The organism is Pseudooceanicola nanhaiensis (assembly GCF_020171315.1).
GTDB lineage: Bacteria > Pseudomonadota > Alphaproteobacteria > Rhodobacterales > Rhodobacteraceae > Pseudooceanicola > Pseudooceanicola nanhaiensis_A.
The window spans coordinates 87,679-106,820 of the sequence record NZ_JAIUZP010000008.1 but is presented as its reverse complement, the minus strand read 5'-3'; the positions used below and the strand labels follow the sequence as shown (position 1 = coordinate 106,820).

Sequence of the window (19,142 nt, the reverse complement as noted above, 5' to 3'; positions counted from 1 at the left end):
ATTTTCACAGATGTGGGCAAAGCTTGAAACCCTCGCTGCCGCCACGGCGGATCGTCGGATCACGACGCTGTTCGAGGAGGACCCGGCGCGGGCCACCGAATTCTCGGCCGCCTACGAGGGGATGATCTTCGACTACTCCAAGACCAACATCGACGTGGAGACCCGGCGCGCCCTGTTGGACATGGCGCGTGCCGCCCATGTGGCCGAGCGCCGGGATGCCATGTTCTCGGGCGCGAAAATCAACGAGACCGAGGGCCGGGCGGTGCTGCACACTGCGCTGCGCAACCTTTCGGGCCGCAAGGTCGAGGTCGACGGCGCCGACGTGATGCCCGGCGTGCTGGAGACGCTGGCCCGGATGGAGGCCTTTGCCGAGGCGGTCCGCGCAGGAAGCTTCACCGGGCAGGGCGGCGCAATCACCGATGTGGTGAACATCGGCATTGGCGGGTCGGACCTTGGCCCGGTGATGGCGGCGCTTGCGCTTGCGCCCTATTGCGACGGGCCGCGGGTGCATTTCGTTTCGAACGTGGACGGGGCGCATATCCACGACACGCTGCAGGGGCTGAACCCCGAGACGACGCTGGTGATCGTCGCCTCCAAGACCTTCACCACCATCGAGACGATGACCAACGCCGAAACCGCCCGTGTCTGGATGGCCGAGGCGGTGACCGACACCGGGGCGCAATTCGCGGCGCTGTCCTCCAACACCGATAAGACGGCGGAATGGGGCATCGACGCCTCGCGCGTCTTCGGCTTCGAGGATTGGGTCGGCGGGCGCTACTCGGTCTGGGGGCCGATCGGCCTTTCCGTCATGCTGGCCGTGGGGCCTGAGGATTTCCGCGCCTTCCTTGCAGGCGGCGAGTCGATGGATCAGCACTTCCTCACCGCCACCTTCTCGGAGAACCTGCCGGTTCTGCTGGCGCTGGTGGGGATCTGGCACAATCAGGGGCAGGGCCATGGCACCCGGGCCGTGCTGCCCTATGACCAGCGGCTGCTGCGCCTGCCGGCCTACCTCCAGCAGCTGGAGATGGAGAGCAACGGCAAGTCCGTCGCCATGGACGGCAGCGACCTGACGGTGAACGCGGGCCCCGTGGTCTGGGGCGAGCCGGGCACCAACGGGCAGCACGCCTTCTACCAGCTGATCCACCAAGGCACGCGGGTTGTGCCGTGCGAATTCCTCGTGGCCGCGCGCGGTCAGGAGGAGGACCTTGCGCACCAGCACCTGCTGCTGGTGGCCAACTGCCTTGCGCAGTCGCAGGCGCTGATGACCGGCCGCTCGATCGACACCGCGCGGGCGATGATGGCCGCCAAGGGGCTGGAGGGCGAGGAGCTGGAACGGCAGGCGCGGCACCGGGTCTTCCCGGGCAACCGTCCCTCCACCACGCTGATCTATCCGCAGCTCACGCCCTATCGCCTCGGCCAGATCGTCGCGCTCTATGAACACCGGGTGTTCGTCGAGGGGGTGATCCTCGGCATCAACTCCTACGACCAATGGGGCGTTGAACTGGGCAAGGAACTGGCGCTGTCGCTGCAACCGGTGCTGGAGGGCACCGGCGGGGATGCGGCGCTCGACGGCTCCACGGCGATGCTGGCGGGCTACTTCCGCGCCGGCGGTCCCGAGGGCTGAGGCACAGCTGAAACACAGGGCCCCACACCCAAACGCGCACAAAAAGAAGCCCCGGCCGCGAAATCCGCGGCCGGGGCGACGCCGAAGCGTCTGACATCGGAGGCCTCACGAGGGGATGCTCTGAGCTCCGATCCCAGTTTCGACGACTGAAACCTGCGTCTGGAGAGGGGTAGTCGGCGTCGCGGAGGGTTCTGCGAACGCAGCGCCTGCAATGCACAGGCACAGAAAGATCGTCAGGTATTTCGCGACGATCGGGATTGCGGATGGCCGCGGTTTCGGCGGCGCTTTCACCTTTCTGGCGATCTTCATGGTCTTGCTCTCCTGAACGGGCCGGGATGCTTGCCCGTATCGCCCCAAGCCACGCGGGTGGGGGCGGAAGAGTTTCAACCTGAGACAGAATTTTTTATCCAGTGGTCGGAAACCGCCCGGCGGGGTGGCCCGGAGGCCAGGCACGCGGATGTCAGGCGCCCGGGATGTCGAAGTCGGGGGCGGCCAGTTCGAACCCCTCGAACAGGAAGGCCGGGGACACGGTGCAGCCCACCAGCGTCCAGTCGCCGGTGGTGGCCGCGGCCTGCCAGTGGCCCTCGGGGACAATGCCCTGCGGTACTTCACCCGCCGCCAGATCCGGCCCGAGGCGCAGCGCCTGCGCCGGGCCTGCCTCGGTGGCGGCGATGCGCAGGATTAGGGGCGCCCCGGCGTAGTAGTGCCAGATCTCCGTCGCATCGACCCGGTGCCAGTGGCTGCTCTCTCCGGCCTTCAGCAGGAAGTAGATACATGTGCCTGCCGGACGGGCATCGCCTGCGCTTTCGGCAATCCACGTCTGGCGGAAATATCCGCCCTCCGGGTGCGGCGCGAGGTCGAGGTGGGCGATGATCTCGTCTGCAGTCATGGAAAACTCCCTTGTTAACAAGAGGATTGCAGCTCTGGCACGGGGCGGCAAGGGCAGGGGTCATAGATCGCGGTCATGCGGTCTATCCGCAGCTTTTATTGGCCGGGCGTCGCGGGACATGGTTCGCTCGGCGCAAATTGAAGGCGCAGGTCAGGGAACCGCGCCGCGAAACAAAGGACAGGGATCATGGACGCAGGGCAGGTGGTTGGAACGGGAATCGATCAGGACCGGCTCTGGTCCGACCTGATGACCATGGGGGCCATCGGCGGTACGGCGGGTGGCGGCTCCATGCGGCCCGCGCTCTCCGATGCGGACCGCGAAGGGCGCGCGCTCTTCCGTCACTGGGCGCAGGAGGCGGGGCTGGAGCTGCGCACCGACCGGATCGGCAACATCTTTGCCCGCCGCCCGGGGACGGACCCCACGGCCAAGCCGGTGATGATCGGCAGCCACCTCGACACCCAGATGCCCGGCGGCAAGTTCGATGGCGTGCTGGGGGTTCTGGCAGGGCTGGAGGTCTGCCGCGCGCTGACCCGCGCCGGGGTCGAGACCACGCGCCCGATCGAGGTGGTGAACTGGACCAACGAGGAAGGCGCGCGCTTCCAGCCCGGTGTCATGGGATCGGCCGTCCACGCCGGCACGCTGGCGCTGGAAGAGGCACTGGCGCGCACCGACCCGCAGGGCCGCGTTCTGGGGGCCGAGCTGGAGCGCACGGGGCAGGCGGGCGATGCGGCCGTGCCCGGCGAGGCGCCCGAGGCCTACTACGAGCTGCACATCGAGCAGGGGCCGGAACTGGAGGCCGAGGGGCTGGACGTGGCCATGGTCACCCGCTCCTCCGCCATGTGTTCGGGCTATGCCACGATCAACGGCCAGAACGGCCACACCCAAACGCTGGCCATGCCGCTGCGCCGCAATGCCCTTGTCGCCGCCGCGCAGATGATCCTCGCCATCGAGGCGATCGGCGCCTCTGTCGCGCCCGAGGGGATGGTCAGCGCCTCGGTGGTGGAGAACTGGCCCAACAACCGGGTGAACATCCCGCATCTCACCAAGCTCAGCTGGGCCGTCGTCCATCAGGACCCGGCAGGCCGCGAAGAGATCGTGGCCCGGATCGAGGCCGAGGTGGCCCGGATCATGTCTGAAACCGGGCTCGACATCGCGCTGGAGCACAAGCATTACCGCGAGCCCTGCATCTTTGACGCCGACTTGATCGCGGCGGGCGTGGCCAAGGCGGCCGAGATGGGGTTTGCCTGCAAGACCATGCCCACGCTGACGGCCCATGACGCGCTGACGCTGTCGGATCGCTGCCCCACGGCGCTGATTTTCGTGCCCTGCCGGGGGGGCGTGTCCCACAGCGAGGCGGAATGGTGCACGGCGGAACAGGCCGCGAAGGGGGCGGAGCTGCTGCTGGCGATGGTCCGCGACGCCGCCGCCTGAGCCGGGCCAGATGCCTGCGGATTGCCCGTTGCGACGGGCGATCCGATGGAAATTCCCGCAACCGCGGTGCCTGTCGCCCGCGGTCCTCACGGGCGCTTGACCTTCCGGTCGGCGCCTGATCAGTGGACTTTCGTCCGGTCCCGCCCTAGGCTGGGACACCGGCCGGGCCACCTGACATGAGGACAATTGATGCGGGACGTTGGGTTTTCCCACCTCGACTGGAACCTGCTGCGCACCTTCGTGACGATCGCGCAGTCGAATTCCATCACCGATGCCGCGCAGCGGCTTCACCTGACCCAGCCCGCGGTGTCGGTCAGCCTGAAACGGCTGGAAGAGCAGGTGGGTCACCGGCTCATCGAACGCTCCTCGACGATGTTCGAACTGACCTCCGCGGGGCGCAGCCTGCTGGCCGAGGCGCTGGAGATCACGGCGGCGGTCTCGCGTCTGCCGTCCTGCCTTGGCGAGGCGGAAAAGGTGCTGACCGGCGAGGCGACGATCGTCATGGCCTCCCATATCACCTGCGATGAATTCGACGCGGGGCTGGCGGCCTTCCACCGCCGTCACCCGCAGGTCCGCCTGACGCTGCAGGTCGAGGCCTCGCGCGAGGCGCTTGCCATGGTGGCGGCCCGCAAGGCCGAGATGGCCGTCTGCCTGATCGGCCAGCGGAACCCGCAGCTCGAATACAACTTCCTCTTTCAGGAGCATTTCGGCCTCTACTGCGGGCCGACGCACCCCTTCTATGGCCGCAGCGACCTGACCATGGCGGACCTCGCGGGGCAGGACAGCGTGGGCTACCTGACCGAACGCAGCGATCAGGCGATGCGGGAACTGGCGGCGCTGCGCCTGCGCACCGGGCTCAACCCGGTGGTGGTGGGCACGTCGCACAACCTCGAAGAGGTCAAGCGCATGGTGATCGCGGGCTTCGGCATCGGGCCGCTGCCGGTCCATTGTGTCGAGGCGGATGTTCTGGCGGGTCGACTCTGGCGTTTGCCGCCCTTCGAGGGGACCCCGCGGGCCGAGATCTACTTCGTCACCCATCCGCCGTCTCTGCGCAGTCGCATAGAAAATGAACTCCACCGCGCCTTTGCCGAACAGGCAGACAAACGTCCGCCCGAGGCGCGCGTCTACGGACAGCGCAGCGCGACACAGGCCTAAAATCCTTCAATGTAAGGGAATTATGACGCCCCCGTGCCATAGGCCGGGGGTGTTTTCATGTCCCGCATGGCGGATCATAGCCCCGCTTAATGCGATCTATTTGCCATTATAATTCGACATAATGGAACGCGGTTCGCAGTCTGATCCTCAGGACGACGTTACGTCCTCACCCCTCTGGCGCCTCCCAACCGGGCGCGCTCACCCAGACAAGGCCGGACACACGGCCACTTCAACAGGAAGGTCTATAAGATGCTTTCAACGACCGCGATGCGACGCGCGGCGATCGCTGCCGCTTGCTCGTTCGCTGCCACTGCCAGCTTTGCCCAGGAGACGCCCGTCAAGGGTGGCCGGCTTGACCTGGTTGTGCAGCCCGAACCCACCAGCCTGATGATCGGCATCACCACCAACGGGCCCAGCCTGCTGGTCGGCGGTTCGATCTACGAAGGCCTGCTGCGCTACGACGAGAACCTCGAGCCGATGCCGTCGCTGGCCAAGAGCTGGGAGATCTCCGAAGACGGCCTGACCTACACGTTCCACCTGCAGGAAGGCGTGACCTTCTCCGACGGTGAGCCCTTCACCTCCAAGGACGTCGTCTTCACCATGAAGGACTTCCTCATGGAGACGAAGTCCAAGTGGCGCGCCATCATGGAGCCGGTCGCCGACGTGACCGCGACCGACGACTACACCGTCGTCGTCACCATGAAAGAGCCCTTCGGCCCCTTCATCCGTTCGCTCAGCTACAACGTGGCCCCGATGGTCCCCGCCCACATCTACGAGGGCACGGAATTCGCGACCAACCCGGCGAACGACAAACCGATCGGCACCGGCCCCTACGTTCTGGCCGAGTGGAAGCGCGGCTCCTACATCGAGCTGGACGCGAACCCGACCTACTGGCGCGAAGGCCTGCCTTACCTCGATGACGTCGTCTATCACGTCGTGCCCGATGCCGCTTCGCGCGCCACGGCCTTCGAGACCCGCGTCGTCTCCGTTCTGCCCGGCGGCTCGGTCGAGAACTTCGACATCCCGCGTCTGGCCGCCGAAGAGGGCGTCTGCACCACGGAAAAGGGCTGGGAATACAACGCCCCCCTGTCGTGGATGTGGATCAACAACCGCACCGCACCGATGGACAACAAGAAGTTCCGTCAGGCGATCATGTACGCGATGAACCGCGAGATGATGCTGAAGGTGCTGTGGAACGGCTATGGCAAGGTCGCCACCGGCCCGATCACCTCGACCATCCCGTTCTACGACGCGGTCGAGCCGACCTACGAGTACAATCCCGACAAGGCCAAGGAACTGCTGAAAGAGATCGGCTACGACGGCAAGGCCCTGCGCCTGCTGCCGCTGCCCTACGGCGAAACCTGGCAGCGTTGGGCCGAGGTCGTGAAGCAGAACCTCAAGGCCGTCGGTATCCCGGTCGAGATCGAATCCACCGACGTGGCCGGCTGGAACCAGAAGACCTCGCAGTGGGACTATGACCTCGCCTTCACCTATCTCTACGAGAACGGTGACCCGGCAATCGGCGTGGCGCGGAACTACATCACCAGCCAGATCGCGCTCGGCAACCCGTTCAACAACGTCGAGGGCTACTCGAACCCGAAGGTTGACGAACTCTTTGCAAAGGCGGCGACTGCGCCCTCCGACGAGGAGCGCCAGGCAGCCTACACCGAGGTGCAGAAAATCCTGCAGGAAGACGTGCCGGTCGCATGGCTGACCGAGCTCAGCTTCCCGACCCTCTACGACTGCTCGGTGCAGGGTCTCGTCTCCACGGCGAACGGCATCGGCAACTCGCTCGGCGAGACCTGGATCAAGAAGTAACCCTTCCTGATCGTTTTCTCCCCAGCCGGGTGCGTGCCCTCCACGCATCCGGCTCCCTCACTACCCCCGACCACGGGACCTGACCCATGCTCCGATTCATCCTGGGACGGATGGTCAAGATCGCTCTGATCCTTCTGGCCATTACCATCCTGAACTTCTGCCTGATTCACATGGCGCCGGGCGACCCCGCGCTTGTCATGGCCGGGGAAGCCGGCGATGCCGACCCGAAATTCATCGAAGACCTGCGCGCCCAATTCGGCCTCGACAAGCCGTTCATCGTGCAGCTCTGGACCTATGTCAGCCATTTCGCCACCGGCGACCTCGGCTTCTCCTATCGCCAGCAGATGCCGGTCAGCGAACTGATCCTCGACCGCCTGCCTGCGACCCTGCTTCTGTCGATCTCGGCCTTCGTGATCTCCCTCGTCCTGGGCGTTGTCGCCGGCGTCATCGCCGCGGCCCGTCAGGGCAAGGCCTCCGACAGCATCATCTCGACCATCGCGCTGCTGTTCTACGCCACGCCGCTCTTCTGGATGGCGCTGATGGCGGTGCTGCTGTTCTCTGTCCAGCTCGGCTGGATGCCCGCCTTCGGCTATGAGACCGCGGCCTCCGACTTCACCGGGCTGACCCGCATCCTCGACATCGCGCATCACCTGATCCTGCCTGCGGTCGTGCTGGGGCTCTTCTTCATGGCGACCTATGTGCGGATCACCCGCGCCTCCATGCTGGAGGTGAACCGCCTCGACTTCGTCAAGACGGCCCGCGCCAAGGGGCTGAAGCCCTCGGTCATCCAGCGCCGCCACGTGCTGCGCAACGCGATCCTGCCCGTCGTCACCCTTGCCGGTCTGCATGCTGGCCAGCTTGTCGGCGGCGCGGTCCTGATCGAGACCGTCTTTGCATGGCCCGGCATCGGCCGGCTGATGTTCGAAGCGCTTCAGAGCCGTGACTACAACGTCCTGCTCGGCGTCTTCACCGTCTCGGCCGCGCTCGTGCTGATGTTCAACCTGATCACGGACTTCACCTACCGTATCGTCGACCCGAGGATCCGCCTGAAATGAGCAACTTCTGGACAACCTTCAAAGGCAACAAGGGCGCCGTGGTGGGTCTCGTCATCCTCGCGATCGTTCTTCTGGCCAGCATCTTTGCCCCGATGCTCTACACCACCTCGCCCTGGGACATGGTCAACATGCCCTTCATGGCGCCCGGCGTGGACAGCTCCGTGCCGCTCGGCACCGATACGCTGGGCCGCGACATTGCCGCGGGTCTGGCACACGGCGCCTATATCTCGCTGCTGGTGGGCTTCGTCTCGACCATCGTCAGCCTCTGCATCGGCATCCCCCTCGGGGCCGCGGCAGGCTACTTCGGCGGCTGGGTGGATGACGTCCTGATGCGGATCACCGAGTTCTTCCAGGTGATCCCGTCCTTCGCCTTCGCCATCGTGCTGGTCGCGATCTTCGAGCCCTCGATCACCTCCATGATCGTCGCCATCGCCGTCGTCAGCTGGCCCCCCGTGGCCCGTCTGCTGCGCGGCGAGGTGATGTCGCTGAAACACCGCGAGTTCATCGAGGCGGCAGAGCTTTCGGGCCAGTCGGGTTTCACCATCATCACCCGCCAGATCCTGCCCAATACGATCTCTCCGGTGATCGTTCTTGCCTCAATGATGGTCGCAACGGCGATCCTCACGGAAAGCGCGCTTTCTTTCATGGGCCTTGGCGATCCGAACGTGATGAGCTGGGGCTACATCATCGGCGCTGGCCGGACCGTGCTGCAACAGGCGTGGTGGATCAGCTTCTTCCCCGGTGTTGCGATCCTGCTGACCGTGCTTGCCTTCAACCTGATCGGCGAGGGGCTGAACGACGCCCTGAACCCGCGCCTTGCCAAACGGAGGGGCTGAGATGACCGATCCGATCGTTCGTATCGAAAAACTGAAGATCGCGCTGCCGGAAGGGGCCGACCGTCCCTATGCCGTCGATCGCTGCAGCTTCGATCTCTTCCCCGGCAAGATCCTCTGCGTGGTGGGCGAGTCCGGTTCGGGCAAGTCCATGTCGGCCAACGCGTTGATGGGTCTGCTGCCCGAGGGCGTCCATGTCTCCGACGGGCGCATCCGCCTCGGCGAGCGTGACCTTGTCGGGCTGACCGATGAGGAAATGCGCGACCTGCGCGGCCGCCGCGTCGCGATGATCTTCCAGGAGCCGCTCTCGGCCCTCAACCCGCTGATGCGGATCGAGGATCAGATCGCCGAGGTCTTCGAGGCCCATGGCCTGCTGAAACCGGCCGAGCGCAAGAAGCGCGCCGTGGAACTGCTGACCGAGGTCGGGCTGCCCGATCCGGCCCGCGCCGCACGGGCCTATCCGCACCAGCTTTCGGGCGGGCAGCGGCAGCGTGTGGTCATCGCCATGGCGCTTGCGCTGGAGCCGGAAGTGCTGGTGGCGGACGAGCCGACCACCGCGCTCGACGTGACGACGCAGGCGCAGATCCTCGAACTGATCCGCACGCTTCAGGTGGAGCGGAACATGGCCGTGATGTTCATCACCCACGACTTCGGCGTCGTGGCCGAGATCGCGGACCACGTCACGGTGATGCAGCTTGGCAAGATCGTCGAGGAAGGCCCCGCGGCCACGGTGCTGTCGAACCCGCAGCACCCCTATACCCGCAAGCTGATCGACGCGATCCCCAAGCTGCGGGCAGGGCGCGCCGCCGCGCCTGCGCGCGAAACGCTTATGGAGGTGAAGGGCGTCTCCAAGACCTATCGCTCCGGCGGTGGCCTCTTCCGTCCGGTGCGCGAAGTGCACGCGGTGAAGGACATCAACCTGACCATCGGCCGCGGTGAAACCATCGGCATCGTGGGCGAAAGCGGCTCGGGCAAGTCCTCCTTCGGGCGCTGCCTCGTGCGGCTTCAGGACACCGATCAGGGCCAGATCCTTCTGGGCGATCAGGACATCACCAAGGCGCAGGGCAAGGAATTGCAGGAACTGCGCGCCAAGGTGCAGATGATCTTCCAGGACCCCTACAGCTCGCTCAACCCGCGCATCCGCGTGGGCCGCACCATCGCGGACGGCCCCATCGCCCACGGCACGCCCGTCGATCAGGCCATGGCCGAGGCCGACGCCCTGCTGGAACGGGTGGGTCTGCCCGGCGCCGGCAAGCGCTACCCGCACGAGTTCTCGGGCGGTCAGCGTCAGCGGATCGGCATTGCCCGCGCGCTTGCGCTCAAGCCGCAGGTGATCGTCGCGGACGAGGCCGTCTCGGCCCTCGACGTGTCGATCCAGGCGCAGGTGCTGGAGCTTCTCGACGAACTCAAGCGCGAACTTGACCTCTCGCTGGTCTTCATCACCCACGACCTGCGCGTCGCAGCCCAGATCTGTGACCGCGTCATGGTGATGCAGAAGGGCGAATGCGTCGAGATCGGCCCGGGCTCGCAAGTCTTCGACAACCCCAGCCACCCCTACACCCGGTCCCTCATCGAGGCGATCCCGGGCAAGGACTGGGACGCAGAGGCGGCCTGAGGGCCGTCCGCGACAGGCATATCAGCATACCCCGCCCGCAGGCCGGGCGGGGGACACCATCAGTGAAGGAACTCTCCCATGGATGCGAAGGTCAAACCCGCACCGAACTCCCCCGAGGCGCGCGACATCGCCTACCACATGCACCCCTCCGTCGACCTGAAGCGCTATGAGGACGAGGGCGGCCTGATCATCGAGAAGGGCAAGGGGATCTACGTCTTCGACAACGCCGGCAACAAGTACATCGAAGGCCTTGCCGGTCTGTGGTCCGTTGCCGTTGGCTTCGACGAGGAACGCCTCGCCGACGTGGCCTACCAGCAGATGCGCAAGCTGCCCTATTACCACAACTTCAACTACAAGGCCGTGGGCCCCGCCGTGGACCTCGCCGAGAAGCTGGTGGAAATCTCGCCCGAGCACATCAAGAAGGTGCACTTCACCTCCTCCGGCTCGGAAGCGAACGACCTGATCATCAAGATGATCTGGTACCGCTCGAACGCGCTGAACAAGCCCGAGAAGAAGAAGATCATCGGCCGCAAGCGGGCCTACCACGGCGTGACCATCGCCGCCGGTTCCGTCACGGGCCTCGCGCCGAACCACACCAGCTTCGACCTGCCGCTGGATCGCATGATCCACACCGAAACCCCGGACTACCCCCGCGATCACCTCGAGGGCGAGACCGAGGAGCAGTTCTCGGCCCGCATGGCACAGGCGCTCGAAGACCTGATCCTCGCCGAAGGCCCCGAGACCATCGCCGCCATGTTCGGTGAGCCGGTCATGGGCGCTGGCGGCGTGATCGTTCCGCCGAAGGGCTACTGGGACGGCATCCAGGCCGTGCTGAAGAAATACGACATCCTGCTGGTGGCGGATGAGGTCATCTGCGGCTTTGGCCGGACCGGCAAGATGTTTGCCTGCGAGACCTACGGCATCAAGGCCGACGTCATGACCACGTCGAAGCAGCTGTCGTCCTCCTACATGCCGCTCTCCGCCATCCTGATGACCGAGGAATTCTACCGCCCGATCGCGGAAGAGAGCCACCGTCTGGGCGTCTTCGGCCATGGCTTCACCGCCTCGGGCCACCCGGTCGCCACCGCCGTGGGCCTCGAGAACGTCAAGATCATCGAAGAGCGGGACCTCGTCGGCAATGCCGCGCGTCTGGAAGCCCCGTTCCTGGCCCGGCTGAAGAAGCTGGAAGCGCATGAGGCGGCCCTGTGGTCGCGTGGCGTGGGCCTGATCGGCGCGATCGAGCTGAAGCCGGGCGAGAAGCCGGGCCTGATCGGTCCCAAGGCACAGGCGCATCTGCTGAAGCAGGGTGTCATCTGCCGCGCCATCGGCGACGCGCTGTGCTTCTGCCCGCCGCTGATCATCACCGAAGAGCAGATCAACGACATGTTCGACGCCGTTGAGCGGGCCCTCGACGGTCTGGTCGCCGAGCTGGCTGAGGAGGCCTGAGACCGATGGCCGACGTGATGGAAAAGACCGATCTGGGCGAAATGAGCGCCACCGAGCTGACCGCGGCCTATGCCGCGGGCACGGCCTCGCCGGTCGAGGCGGTGCAGGCGGCACTGGCACGGATCGAGAAGTTCGACGGGGCGGTCAACGCCTTCGTCACCGTGGTCGCGGACGAGGCGATCGCCGAGGCCCGCGCCTCGGAGGCGCGCTGGAAGGCGGGCAAGCCGCTCTCGCCCATCGACGGGGTGCCGGCGACGATCAAGGAACTGACCCGCGTGAAGGGCATTCCCTTCCGCAAGGGCTCGATCCTGGGTGAAACGGAACCCTCCGAGACCGATCTGGAGATCGTGGTGAAACTGCGCGAGGCCGGCACGCCGATCCTCGGCACCACCGCCTCGCCGGAGTTCGGCTGGAAGGGCCTGACCCACGGCCCCGTGGGCGGCAACACCACCAATCCCTGGGACATCACGCGCGCCTCGGGCGGCTCCTCGGGCGGTGCGGCCGTTGCGGCGGCGCTCAACATGGGCGTGCTGCACGAAGGCTCTGACGGGGCGGGCTCGATCCGCATTCCGTCCTCCTTCTGCGGCGTCTTCGGGATCAAGCCGACCTTCGGCTGGGTGCCCTCCACCGCGCCCACCGGTCTGGCTGAACTGGCCCACCGCGGCCCGCTGACCCGCAAGGTCGAGGACTCGGGCCTCTTCCTGAACGCGGTCGCCGGTCCCTCGGTCAACGCACTCTACGGCCGCTCGCCCGCTCAGGTGCCGGACTTCGCCGCGGCCTGCCGCAAGGGTCCCGAAGGCATCAAGGGCATGCGCATCGGCTATGCCCGCACGCTGGCCGGCGCGCCGGTTGACCCGCAGGTCGCCGCTGCCGTGGACCGCGCGGCCGAGCGCATGGCCGCCATGGGCGCCATCGTCGAGGAGGCCGATCCCGGCTTCGCCTCGCCGCAGAAGGCGCTGCTGGACCTCTGGTATGCCGCACAGGCCTGGGCCGTCGAACAGGCGAACCCCACGGCCGAGCAGCGCGAGAAGATGGACCCCGGATTCCTCTCGATCACCGAGCAGGGGCGCCTGCTGTCGGCCCGCGATTTCATCGCCGCCGATCAGGTTCGCGCGCAGCTCAAGGTCACGATGGCCAAGTTCCACCAGACCTACGACGCGCTCATGCTGCCGACGATGCCGCTGGTGGCCTTCGAGGCCGGTGTGGACGTCCCGCGCGACTCGGGCATGACCGAGTGGACCGACTGGTCGCCCTTCACCTATCCGTTCAACATGACGGAGCAGCCCGCCGTGTCCGTGAACTGCGGCTTCGATGCCGATGGCCTGCCGATTGGCCTGCAGTTCGTGGGCCGCTGGTTCGAGGACGAGACCGTTCTGGCCCTCGCCGCCGCCTATCAGGCGATGCACCCCGAGGCCTTCCCCTCGGCCCCGCGCGGCTGAGGCTTCAAGGCAACAGGCCGGGCCCCGTCACGGGCCCGGCCGACAGCGAAAGCAGAAGAGAATGACTGAACGCGATGCAGCGTTGACCCGGGCGCTGGAGCTGGCCGGGCAGGGTGGTCTTGCCACCGATTTCACCCGTCTGACCGCCGAGGAGGCCGCAGCCATTTGCCGCGATCTCTACGGGATGGAAGGCTCGCTCGACCGGCTGGATACCGAGAAGGACGACACCTTCCGCCTGACCACGGATCAGGGGCGCTTCATCCTCAAGGTGGCCAACCCCGACGAGGCCGAGAGCGAGCTGGACCTCCAACTCGCGGCCCTGCGGCACCTCGAAGAGACCGGCTTCCCCATCGACGTGCCCCGCGCCGTGCCTCTGACATCGGGCGGCTATATCGCGCGGCTGGCGGGCTCTGACCGGATGGTGCGGATGATGACCTACGTCGAGGGCGAGATGGTCGAGGATGCCGGGCTGGACGCCACCCAGCGGTATCACTACGGCCGCGCCCTTGCCGAGCTGCGTCTGGCGCTCGCCACCTTTTCGCATCCCGCGCAGGCCCGCGTGCTGGCCTGGGACGTGCGCCATGCGGGCATCCTGCGCCCGCTGCTGACCCAGATCGAGACCACGCCCGAACGTGTCGCCCTGGCCGAGGCGGTCTTTGACCGGCTGGCTGCGCTGCAGACGCGGATCGACGCGCTGCCACGGCAGGTGGTGCACAACGATTTCCGTGGCAACAACCTCGTCGGCGATCCCGCCGCGCCTCAGTTCATCACCGGCATCATCGACTTCGGCGACGTGGTGGAAACCGCGGTGGCCATCGACCTCTCCACCGCCGTGATGAACCAGATGCTGCGGGAGTTCCCGCCCGAGGCCGACATCTTCGCCCCCTCCCGCGCGGTGGTGGAGGGCTATGCCGCCCATGCTCCCATCGGCGAGGAAGAGCTGGCCATGGTGCCGCACCTCGTCATGGCCCGCGTGCTGCTTCGCGCGGTGATGAACGAATGGCGCGCTGCCCTGATGCCGAGTAACCGCGAGTACATCCTGCGCAATTCCGGGCCGAGCTGGGGACAGCTGGGATGGTTCATCGCGCGCCCGGTCGAGGAGATCTCGGCCCTTCTCCTGCCCAGACCCACCTGAAGGACATTGCCATGAACACCCAGAGCGCCCCCTCCGGCGGCAAGATGGTCAACAGCTTCGATCCCGGCACGACCCGCGACCTCGATCCCGTCCTCGCGGACCGGATCGAGCGGCGGCAGCGTCTGCTGGGGCCGGCCTATCGCCTGTTCTACAAGGAGCCGCTGACCGTGGCCCGGGGCGAGGGCGCGCTGCTCTTCGATCCCGAGGGCAACGATTACCTCGACGCCTACAACAACGTGGTGTCGCTGGGCCATTCCCACCCCCGCGTGGTGGAGGCGATCACGAAACAGCTGGGCGTGCTCTGCACCCACACCCGCTATGTGCAGGAGAGCATCCTGACGCTGGCCGAGACGATGCTGCCCTCTTTCGGCGGCACGATCGCGCGGGACGGGCACATGATGTTCACCTGCACCGGCTCCGAGGCGAATGACCTCGCCACGCGGATCGCGATGCACAAGACCGGCAAGCGCGGGATCATCGTCACCGCCGAGGCCTATCACGGCAACTCGCATCTGACGGCGGGCTATTCGCCCTCGCTGGGGGGCAAGTCGCCTCTGGGCGCATGGGTGCGGCGCGTGGCCGGGCCGGACAGCTATCGTTACGACCCCGCCACGCTGGGGCAGAAGATGGCAGCCGAGGTCAAGGCGCAGATCCTCGAACTGGAACGCCACGGCGACGGGATCGCCTGTTTCATCGCCGATGGGCTCTTCTCCTCGGACGGGATCTATTCCCATCCCACCGACCTGCTGGCCCCGGTCGCGGCCGTGGTGCGCGAACATGGCGGTCTCTACATCGCGGACGAGGTCCAGTCGGGCTTTGCCCGTTCGGGCGAGGCGATGTGGGGCTATCAGCGCCACGGGCTCGACCCCGATATCGTGACCATGGGCAAACCCATGGGCAACGGCTACCCGGTGGCGGGCATGGCGATCCGCCACGAGGTGATCGAGGGCTTCGGCGCCGACACGCGCTACTTCAACACCTTCGGCGGCAACACCGTGGCGGTGGCCGCGGCGCAGGCAGTCTTCGACACAATCCGCGACGAGAAGTTGCAGGAGAACTCGCTGAAGATGGGCACGCTGATGCGCGAGGGGCTGGAGGCGATCGCCAAGAAGGACGGCCGGATCGGCGATGTGCGCGGCTCGGGCCTCTACGTGGCCTGCGAGTTCGTGACCGACCACGCGGCCAAAACGCCGGATGCGGCAACCGCCGGGGCCTGCGTGAACGGGATGCGGGAGGAACGGGTGCTGATCTCGGCCACGGGGCCGGATGCGAACATCCTGAAAATCCGCCCGCCGCTGATCTTTACGGAGGCCCATGTGGATCGCCTGCTGAGCACGGTCGAGAAGGTGCTGGGCCGGATCTGATCCGGGAGTGATACGAAGAGCGCAGGGCGCGGTCGGACCGGAAGGGCGGCCGCGCCCTTTTGCTGTCTGTATGGCGGTGGTCCGGATGTCCTCCGCACATCGCATCGGCGGAGAGAACCCTTCCAAACGGAAGCGCCCGAGGCTCGACATCGCTGGAAAGTCCCGCCCGGCCTCAGGCCGGGCAGCGCCGACCCGCCCCCCTGGGGCGGCGCTTATGCGCCACCCCGCGGGACGGCGCTGCCCTTCGTGGGTGTCAGTGCCGCTGAGCTGCGCCGTGGAAAGCGTCTTGCCCTGTGGCTGCCAGAGACGGCATCTGCCGGCGAGGGCCCGTCCGCCGCTGAACCGATAGACAGCCGCTGCAAAAACAAAAGGGCGCCCCGGGGCGCCCTTTCTCAGTCCTGTCCCGATCCCTTACTTCAGGATCGAACGGCCTGCGTATTCCGCGGTCTCGCCCAGCATTTCCTCGATCCGGATCAGCTGGTTGTACTTCGCGAGCCGGTCGGACCGCGCCAGCGAGCCGGTCTTGATCTGACCGCAGTTCGTGGCCACGGCGAGGTCGGCGATGGTGCTGTCCTCGGTCTCGCCCGAGCGGTGCGACATCACGTTGGTGTAGCGTGCGCGGTGGGCCATATCGACGGCCTTGAGCGTTTCGGTCAGCGAGCCGATCTGGTTCACCTTGACCAGCATGGAGTTCGCGACGCCGCGCTTGATGCCGTCGGCCAGACGTGCCGGGTTGGTCACGAAGAGGTCGTCACCCACCAGCTGCACCGTGTCGCCAAGGGCGTCGGTCAGCATCTTCCAGCCGTCCCAGTCGTCTTCGGCCATGCCGTCCTCGATCGAGATGATCGGGTAGGCGGCGCAGAGCTTCTGCAGGTATTCGACGTTCTCGGCCGAGGTCAGCGTCTTGCCTTCGCCCTTCATGACGTAGGCACCGTCCTTGAAGTATTCGGTCGAGGCGCAGTCGAGCGCGAGGTAGATGTCCTCGCCGGGCTTGTAGCCGGCCTTTTCGATCGACTTCAGGATGAAATCGAGCGCGTCGGTGGTGGAGCCCAGCTCGGGGGCAAAGCCGCCCTCGTCACCCAGACCGGTGGACATGCCCGCGGCCGAGAGCTCTTTCTTGAGCGTGTGGAAGACTTCCGAGCCCATGCGCACGGCGTCGCGGATGTTCTCCGCGGCCACGGGCATGATCATGAATTCCTGAATGTCGATCGGGTTGTCGGCGTGTTCGCCGCCGTTGATGATGTTCATCATCGGGACGGGCAGGACGCGGGCCGAGGTGCCACCGACATAGCGGTAGAGCGGCTGCGCAGTGAAGTCGGCAGCGGCGCGGGCAGCGGCCAGCGACACGCCGAGGATGGCGTTGGCGCCGAGGCGGCCCTTGTTGTCGGTGCCGTCCAGTTCGATCATCGCCATGTCGAGGCCGACCTGTTCGGTCGCGTCCATGCCGACGAGGGCTTCGGCGATCTCGCCGTTGACCGAGGCGACGGCGTCCAGCACGCCCTTGCCCATGTAGCGGGACTTGTCACCGTCGCGCTTTTCCACGGCCTCGTAGGCGCCGGTGGAGGCACCCGAGGGCACTGCCGCGCGGCCCAGAGTGCCGTCTTCGAGGATCACGTCCACCTCGACCGTGGGGTTGCCGCGGCTGTCGAGGATCTCGCGGGCGTGAATGTCGATAATCGTGCTCATTGGGTCTAATCCCTCTGTCCAAGCCTTTGATCGCGCTTTTAGTCTGACCTCTGCCGCTTGGAAAGGCAGAGCCGGCAGGATTAGCGCAAACAGCGCGATGTTTGCGTCAGACAATCCCGTCTGTCGGCTTCCGCTTCAGCGTGCTGCGGGCCAGTCGCCGTTCTCGCAGGTAGGTATAGAGACCCGATCCGATGATCATGGTGGCCCCGAAATAGGTCGGCAGGTCGGGACGTTCGCCAAAGACGAGGGCGCCCAGAATCAGCGTGAAGATCAGCCGGGTGTAGCGGAACGGCGTGAGTGCCGAGGCATCGCCAAGGCGCGTGGCGCTGACGAGGAAGTAATAGGCCACCGCAAAGGTGACGATCGCGGCAATCATGTAGAGCCATTCGCGCGCGTCCATGGCCACGAAGCCGGAGCCTGTGGCAAAGCTCAGGCCGAGCGCTGCAGGGATCAGCGCGCTGAAGCCGAGGGCCGAGGCCACGGTGGAGGGCAGGCCGGCGGGCAGGCGGCGCGAGCAGAGGTCGCGCACGGCGATGGCCGAGACCGCCAGCAGCACCACGAGGGCCTGCGGTTGGAAGCCCGCCATGCCCGGGCGAATGATGACGAGGACACCGGCAAAGCCCACCAGAACGGCCGTCCAGCGCCGCCAGCCGACCTTTTCGCCGAGGAAGAGCGCGGCCCCCAGCGTGATCGCCAGCGGCGCGGCCTGAAAGACCGAGGCCACGGTGGAGATCGGCACCAGTGCCAGCGAAACCACGAAGGACATGGTCGCCACACCCTCGGAGGCGGAGCGCACAAGCGTCAGGGGATGCAGCACCTCAGCCCGGCGGAAGGGCTGGCGGCCGATCAGGCTGGCCACGACGAAGATCAGCGTGCCCCCGATCCCGAGCAGCAGAACGATCTGCCCGGTGGGGATCGTCACGCTGAGCGCCTTGTTGAACCCGTCCTCGATGGTGAAGATGAGCATGGCGAGGACGACATAGAGGATGCCGCGCAGGTTCTGCATGGGGGAGGCTCCGGAGGGATGAGGGGGCTGCGGCCGGGGCTGGCCTTGCCGCCTGATAGCCTGCCCTCACGGGAGATGCCAGCTTTGTGACCGTCGTCCCGCGCAGGTGGTTCGACCCCTTGCGCCACACCTCCGAGGGGCGCGCAGCCAGCGCGTGCCGGGGTCTCAGTCCTCCTCGGACTTGGCAATCGGGACGCCGTAGAGCTCCAGCCGGTGGCCCTTGAGCCTGTAGCCCAGCTTGGCGGCGATCTTTTCCTGCAGGGCCTCGATCTCGGGATCGACGAATTCGATCACCTTGCCGGTGGTCATGTCGATGAGATGATCGTGATGCGCGCGCTCCGCGTCCTCGTAACGCGCCCGGCCATCGCCGAAATCGACCTTCTCCAGAATGCCCGATTCCTCGAAGAGCTTCACCGTCCGGTAGACCGTCGCCAGCGAGATCCGCGGATCACGGGCCGAGGCGCGGGCATAGAGCTCCTCCACGTCCGGGTGGTCGCGCGAACTGTCCAGCACGCCCGCGATGATGCGGCGTTGTTCGGTCATGCGCAGACCGTGGGATTCGCAGCGCGCGAGGATCGGGTCTCTTTCGGCCATGCGGCGCCCTTTCGGTTCGGGGCTTCCTTCATCGCAAATTGCGACAGGCAGA

16 protein-coding genes are annotated in these 19,142 nt (G+C 66.4%); 11 read left to right on the top strand and 5 right to left on the bottom strand.

Annotation, left to right across the window (positions count from 1 at the left end; all coding sequences use genetic code 11):
* Positions 1–10 precede the first annotated feature (10 nt).
* Positions 11–1,624 carry a glucose-6-phosphate isomerase gene (pgi, locus tag LCM32_RS14635; protein WP_224821824.1) on the top strand — a complete coding sequence of 538 codons (1,614 nt, stop codon included), beginning with the start codon at positions 11–13 and terminating at the stop codon, positions 1,622–1,624.
* Positions 1,625–1,729: 105 nt separating this feature from the next.
* Here the strand turns inward: pgi and LCM32_RS14630 are convergent, their stop codons facing one another.
* Entirely contained in the window at positions 1,730–1,933 is a 204-nt protein-coding gene (locus tag LCM32_RS14630; protein ID WP_224821823.1) for a hypothetical protein, read from the bottom strand.
* Positions 1,934–2,084: 151 nt separating this feature from the next.
* Positions 2,085–2,513, bottom strand: a complete 429-nt coding sequence (locus LCM32_RS14625) for a cupin domain-containing protein (RefSeq protein WP_224821822.1) — start codon at positions 2,511–2,513, stop codon at positions 2,085–2,087.
* A 186-nt stretch (positions 2,514–2,699) separates the two neighbouring features.
* Here LCM32_RS14625 and LCM32_RS14620 point away from each other — a divergent pair, with 186 nt between their 5' ends.
* The 10 genes from LCM32_RS14620 to LCM32_RS14575 all read left to right on the top strand — a co-directional run bounded on the left by LCM32_RS14620 (position 2,700) and on the right by LCM32_RS14575 (position 15,804).
* On the top strand, positions 2,700–3,944 hold the full coding sequence (locus tag LCM32_RS14620) for a M20 family metallo-hydrolase (RefSeq protein ID WP_224821821.1): 1,245 nt from the start codon (positions 2,700–2,702) through the stop codon (positions 3,942–3,944).
* Between the two features lie 189 nt (positions 3,945–4,133).
* On the top strand, positions 4,134–5,099 hold the full coding sequence (locus LCM32_RS14615; RefSeq protein WP_224821820.1) for a LysR family transcriptional regulator: 966 nt from the start codon (positions 4,134–4,136) through the stop codon (positions 5,097–5,099).
* Between the two features lie 249 nt (positions 5,100–5,348).
* A complete protein-coding gene (locus LCM32_RS14610; RefSeq protein ID WP_224821819.1) occupies positions 5,349–6,917 on the top strand; it encodes an ABC transporter substrate-binding protein in 1,569 nt (522 codons plus the stop codon).
* Positions 6,918–7,003: 86 nt separating this feature from the next.
* Complete coding sequence (locus LCM32_RS14605) at positions 7,004–7,972, top strand: ABC transporter permease (protein ID WP_224821818.1); 969 nt, start codon at positions 7,004–7,006, stop codon at positions 7,970–7,972.
* On the top strand, positions 7,969–8,808 hold the full coding sequence (locus tag LCM32_RS14600; RefSeq protein ID WP_224821817.1) for an ABC transporter permease: 840 nt from the start codon (positions 7,969–7,971) through the stop codon (positions 8,806–8,808). The genes LCM32_RS14605 and LCM32_RS14600 overlap by 4 nt, the downstream gene beginning before the upstream one ends.
* A gap of 1 nt (position 8,809) precedes the next feature.
* On the top strand, positions 8,810–10,420 hold the full coding sequence (locus LCM32_RS14595; RefSeq protein ID WP_224821816.1) for an ABC transporter ATP-binding protein: 1,611 nt from the start codon (positions 8,810–8,812) through the stop codon (positions 10,418–10,420).
* A gap of 78 nt (positions 10,421–10,498) precedes the next feature.
* Positions 10,499–11,866: an aspartate aminotransferase family protein gene (locus LCM32_RS14590; RefSeq protein WP_224821815.1), complete on the top strand. Its 1,368-nt coding sequence runs from the start codon at positions 10,499–10,501 to the stop codon at positions 11,864–11,866.
* A gap of 5 nt (positions 11,867–11,871) precedes the next feature.
* Positions 11,872–13,305, top strand: coding sequence for an amidase (locus LCM32_RS14585; RefSeq protein WP_224821814.1), 1,434 nt, complete (start codon positions 11,872–11,874; stop codon positions 13,303–13,305).
* Between the two features lie 61 nt (positions 13,306–13,366).
* Complete coding sequence (locus LCM32_RS14580) at positions 13,367–14,440, top strand: phosphotransferase (RefSeq protein ID WP_224821813.1); 1,074 nt, start codon at positions 13,367–13,369, stop codon at positions 14,438–14,440.
* Between the two features lie 11 nt (positions 14,441–14,451).
* Positions 14,452–15,804, top strand: a complete 1,353-nt coding sequence (locus LCM32_RS14575) for an aspartate aminotransferase family protein (RefSeq protein WP_224821812.1) — start codon at positions 14,452–14,454, stop codon at positions 15,802–15,804.
* Between the two features lie 411 nt (positions 15,805–16,215).
* Here LCM32_RS14575 and eno read toward each other — a convergent pair whose 3' ends face one another.
* The 3 genes from eno to LCM32_RS14560 all read right to left on the bottom strand — a co-directional run bounded on the left by eno (position 16,216) and on the right by LCM32_RS14560 (position 19,090).
* Positions 16,216–17,490: a phosphopyruvate hydratase gene (eno, locus tag LCM32_RS14570; RefSeq protein WP_224821811.1), complete on the bottom strand. Its 1,275-nt coding sequence runs from the start codon at positions 17,488–17,490 to the stop codon at positions 16,216–16,218.
* 106 nt (positions 17,491–17,596) lie between these two features.
* On the bottom strand, positions 17,597–18,496 hold the full coding sequence (locus LCM32_RS14565) for a DMT family transporter (RefSeq protein WP_224821810.1): 900 nt from the start codon (positions 18,494–18,496) through the stop codon (positions 17,597–17,599).
* Between the two features lie 165 nt (positions 18,497–18,661).
* Positions 18,662–19,090, bottom strand: coding sequence for a Fur family transcriptional regulator (locus LCM32_RS14560; RefSeq protein ID WP_224821809.1), 429 nt, complete (start codon positions 19,088–19,090; stop codon positions 18,662–18,664).
* Positions 19,091–19,142: the final 52 nt, after the last annotated feature.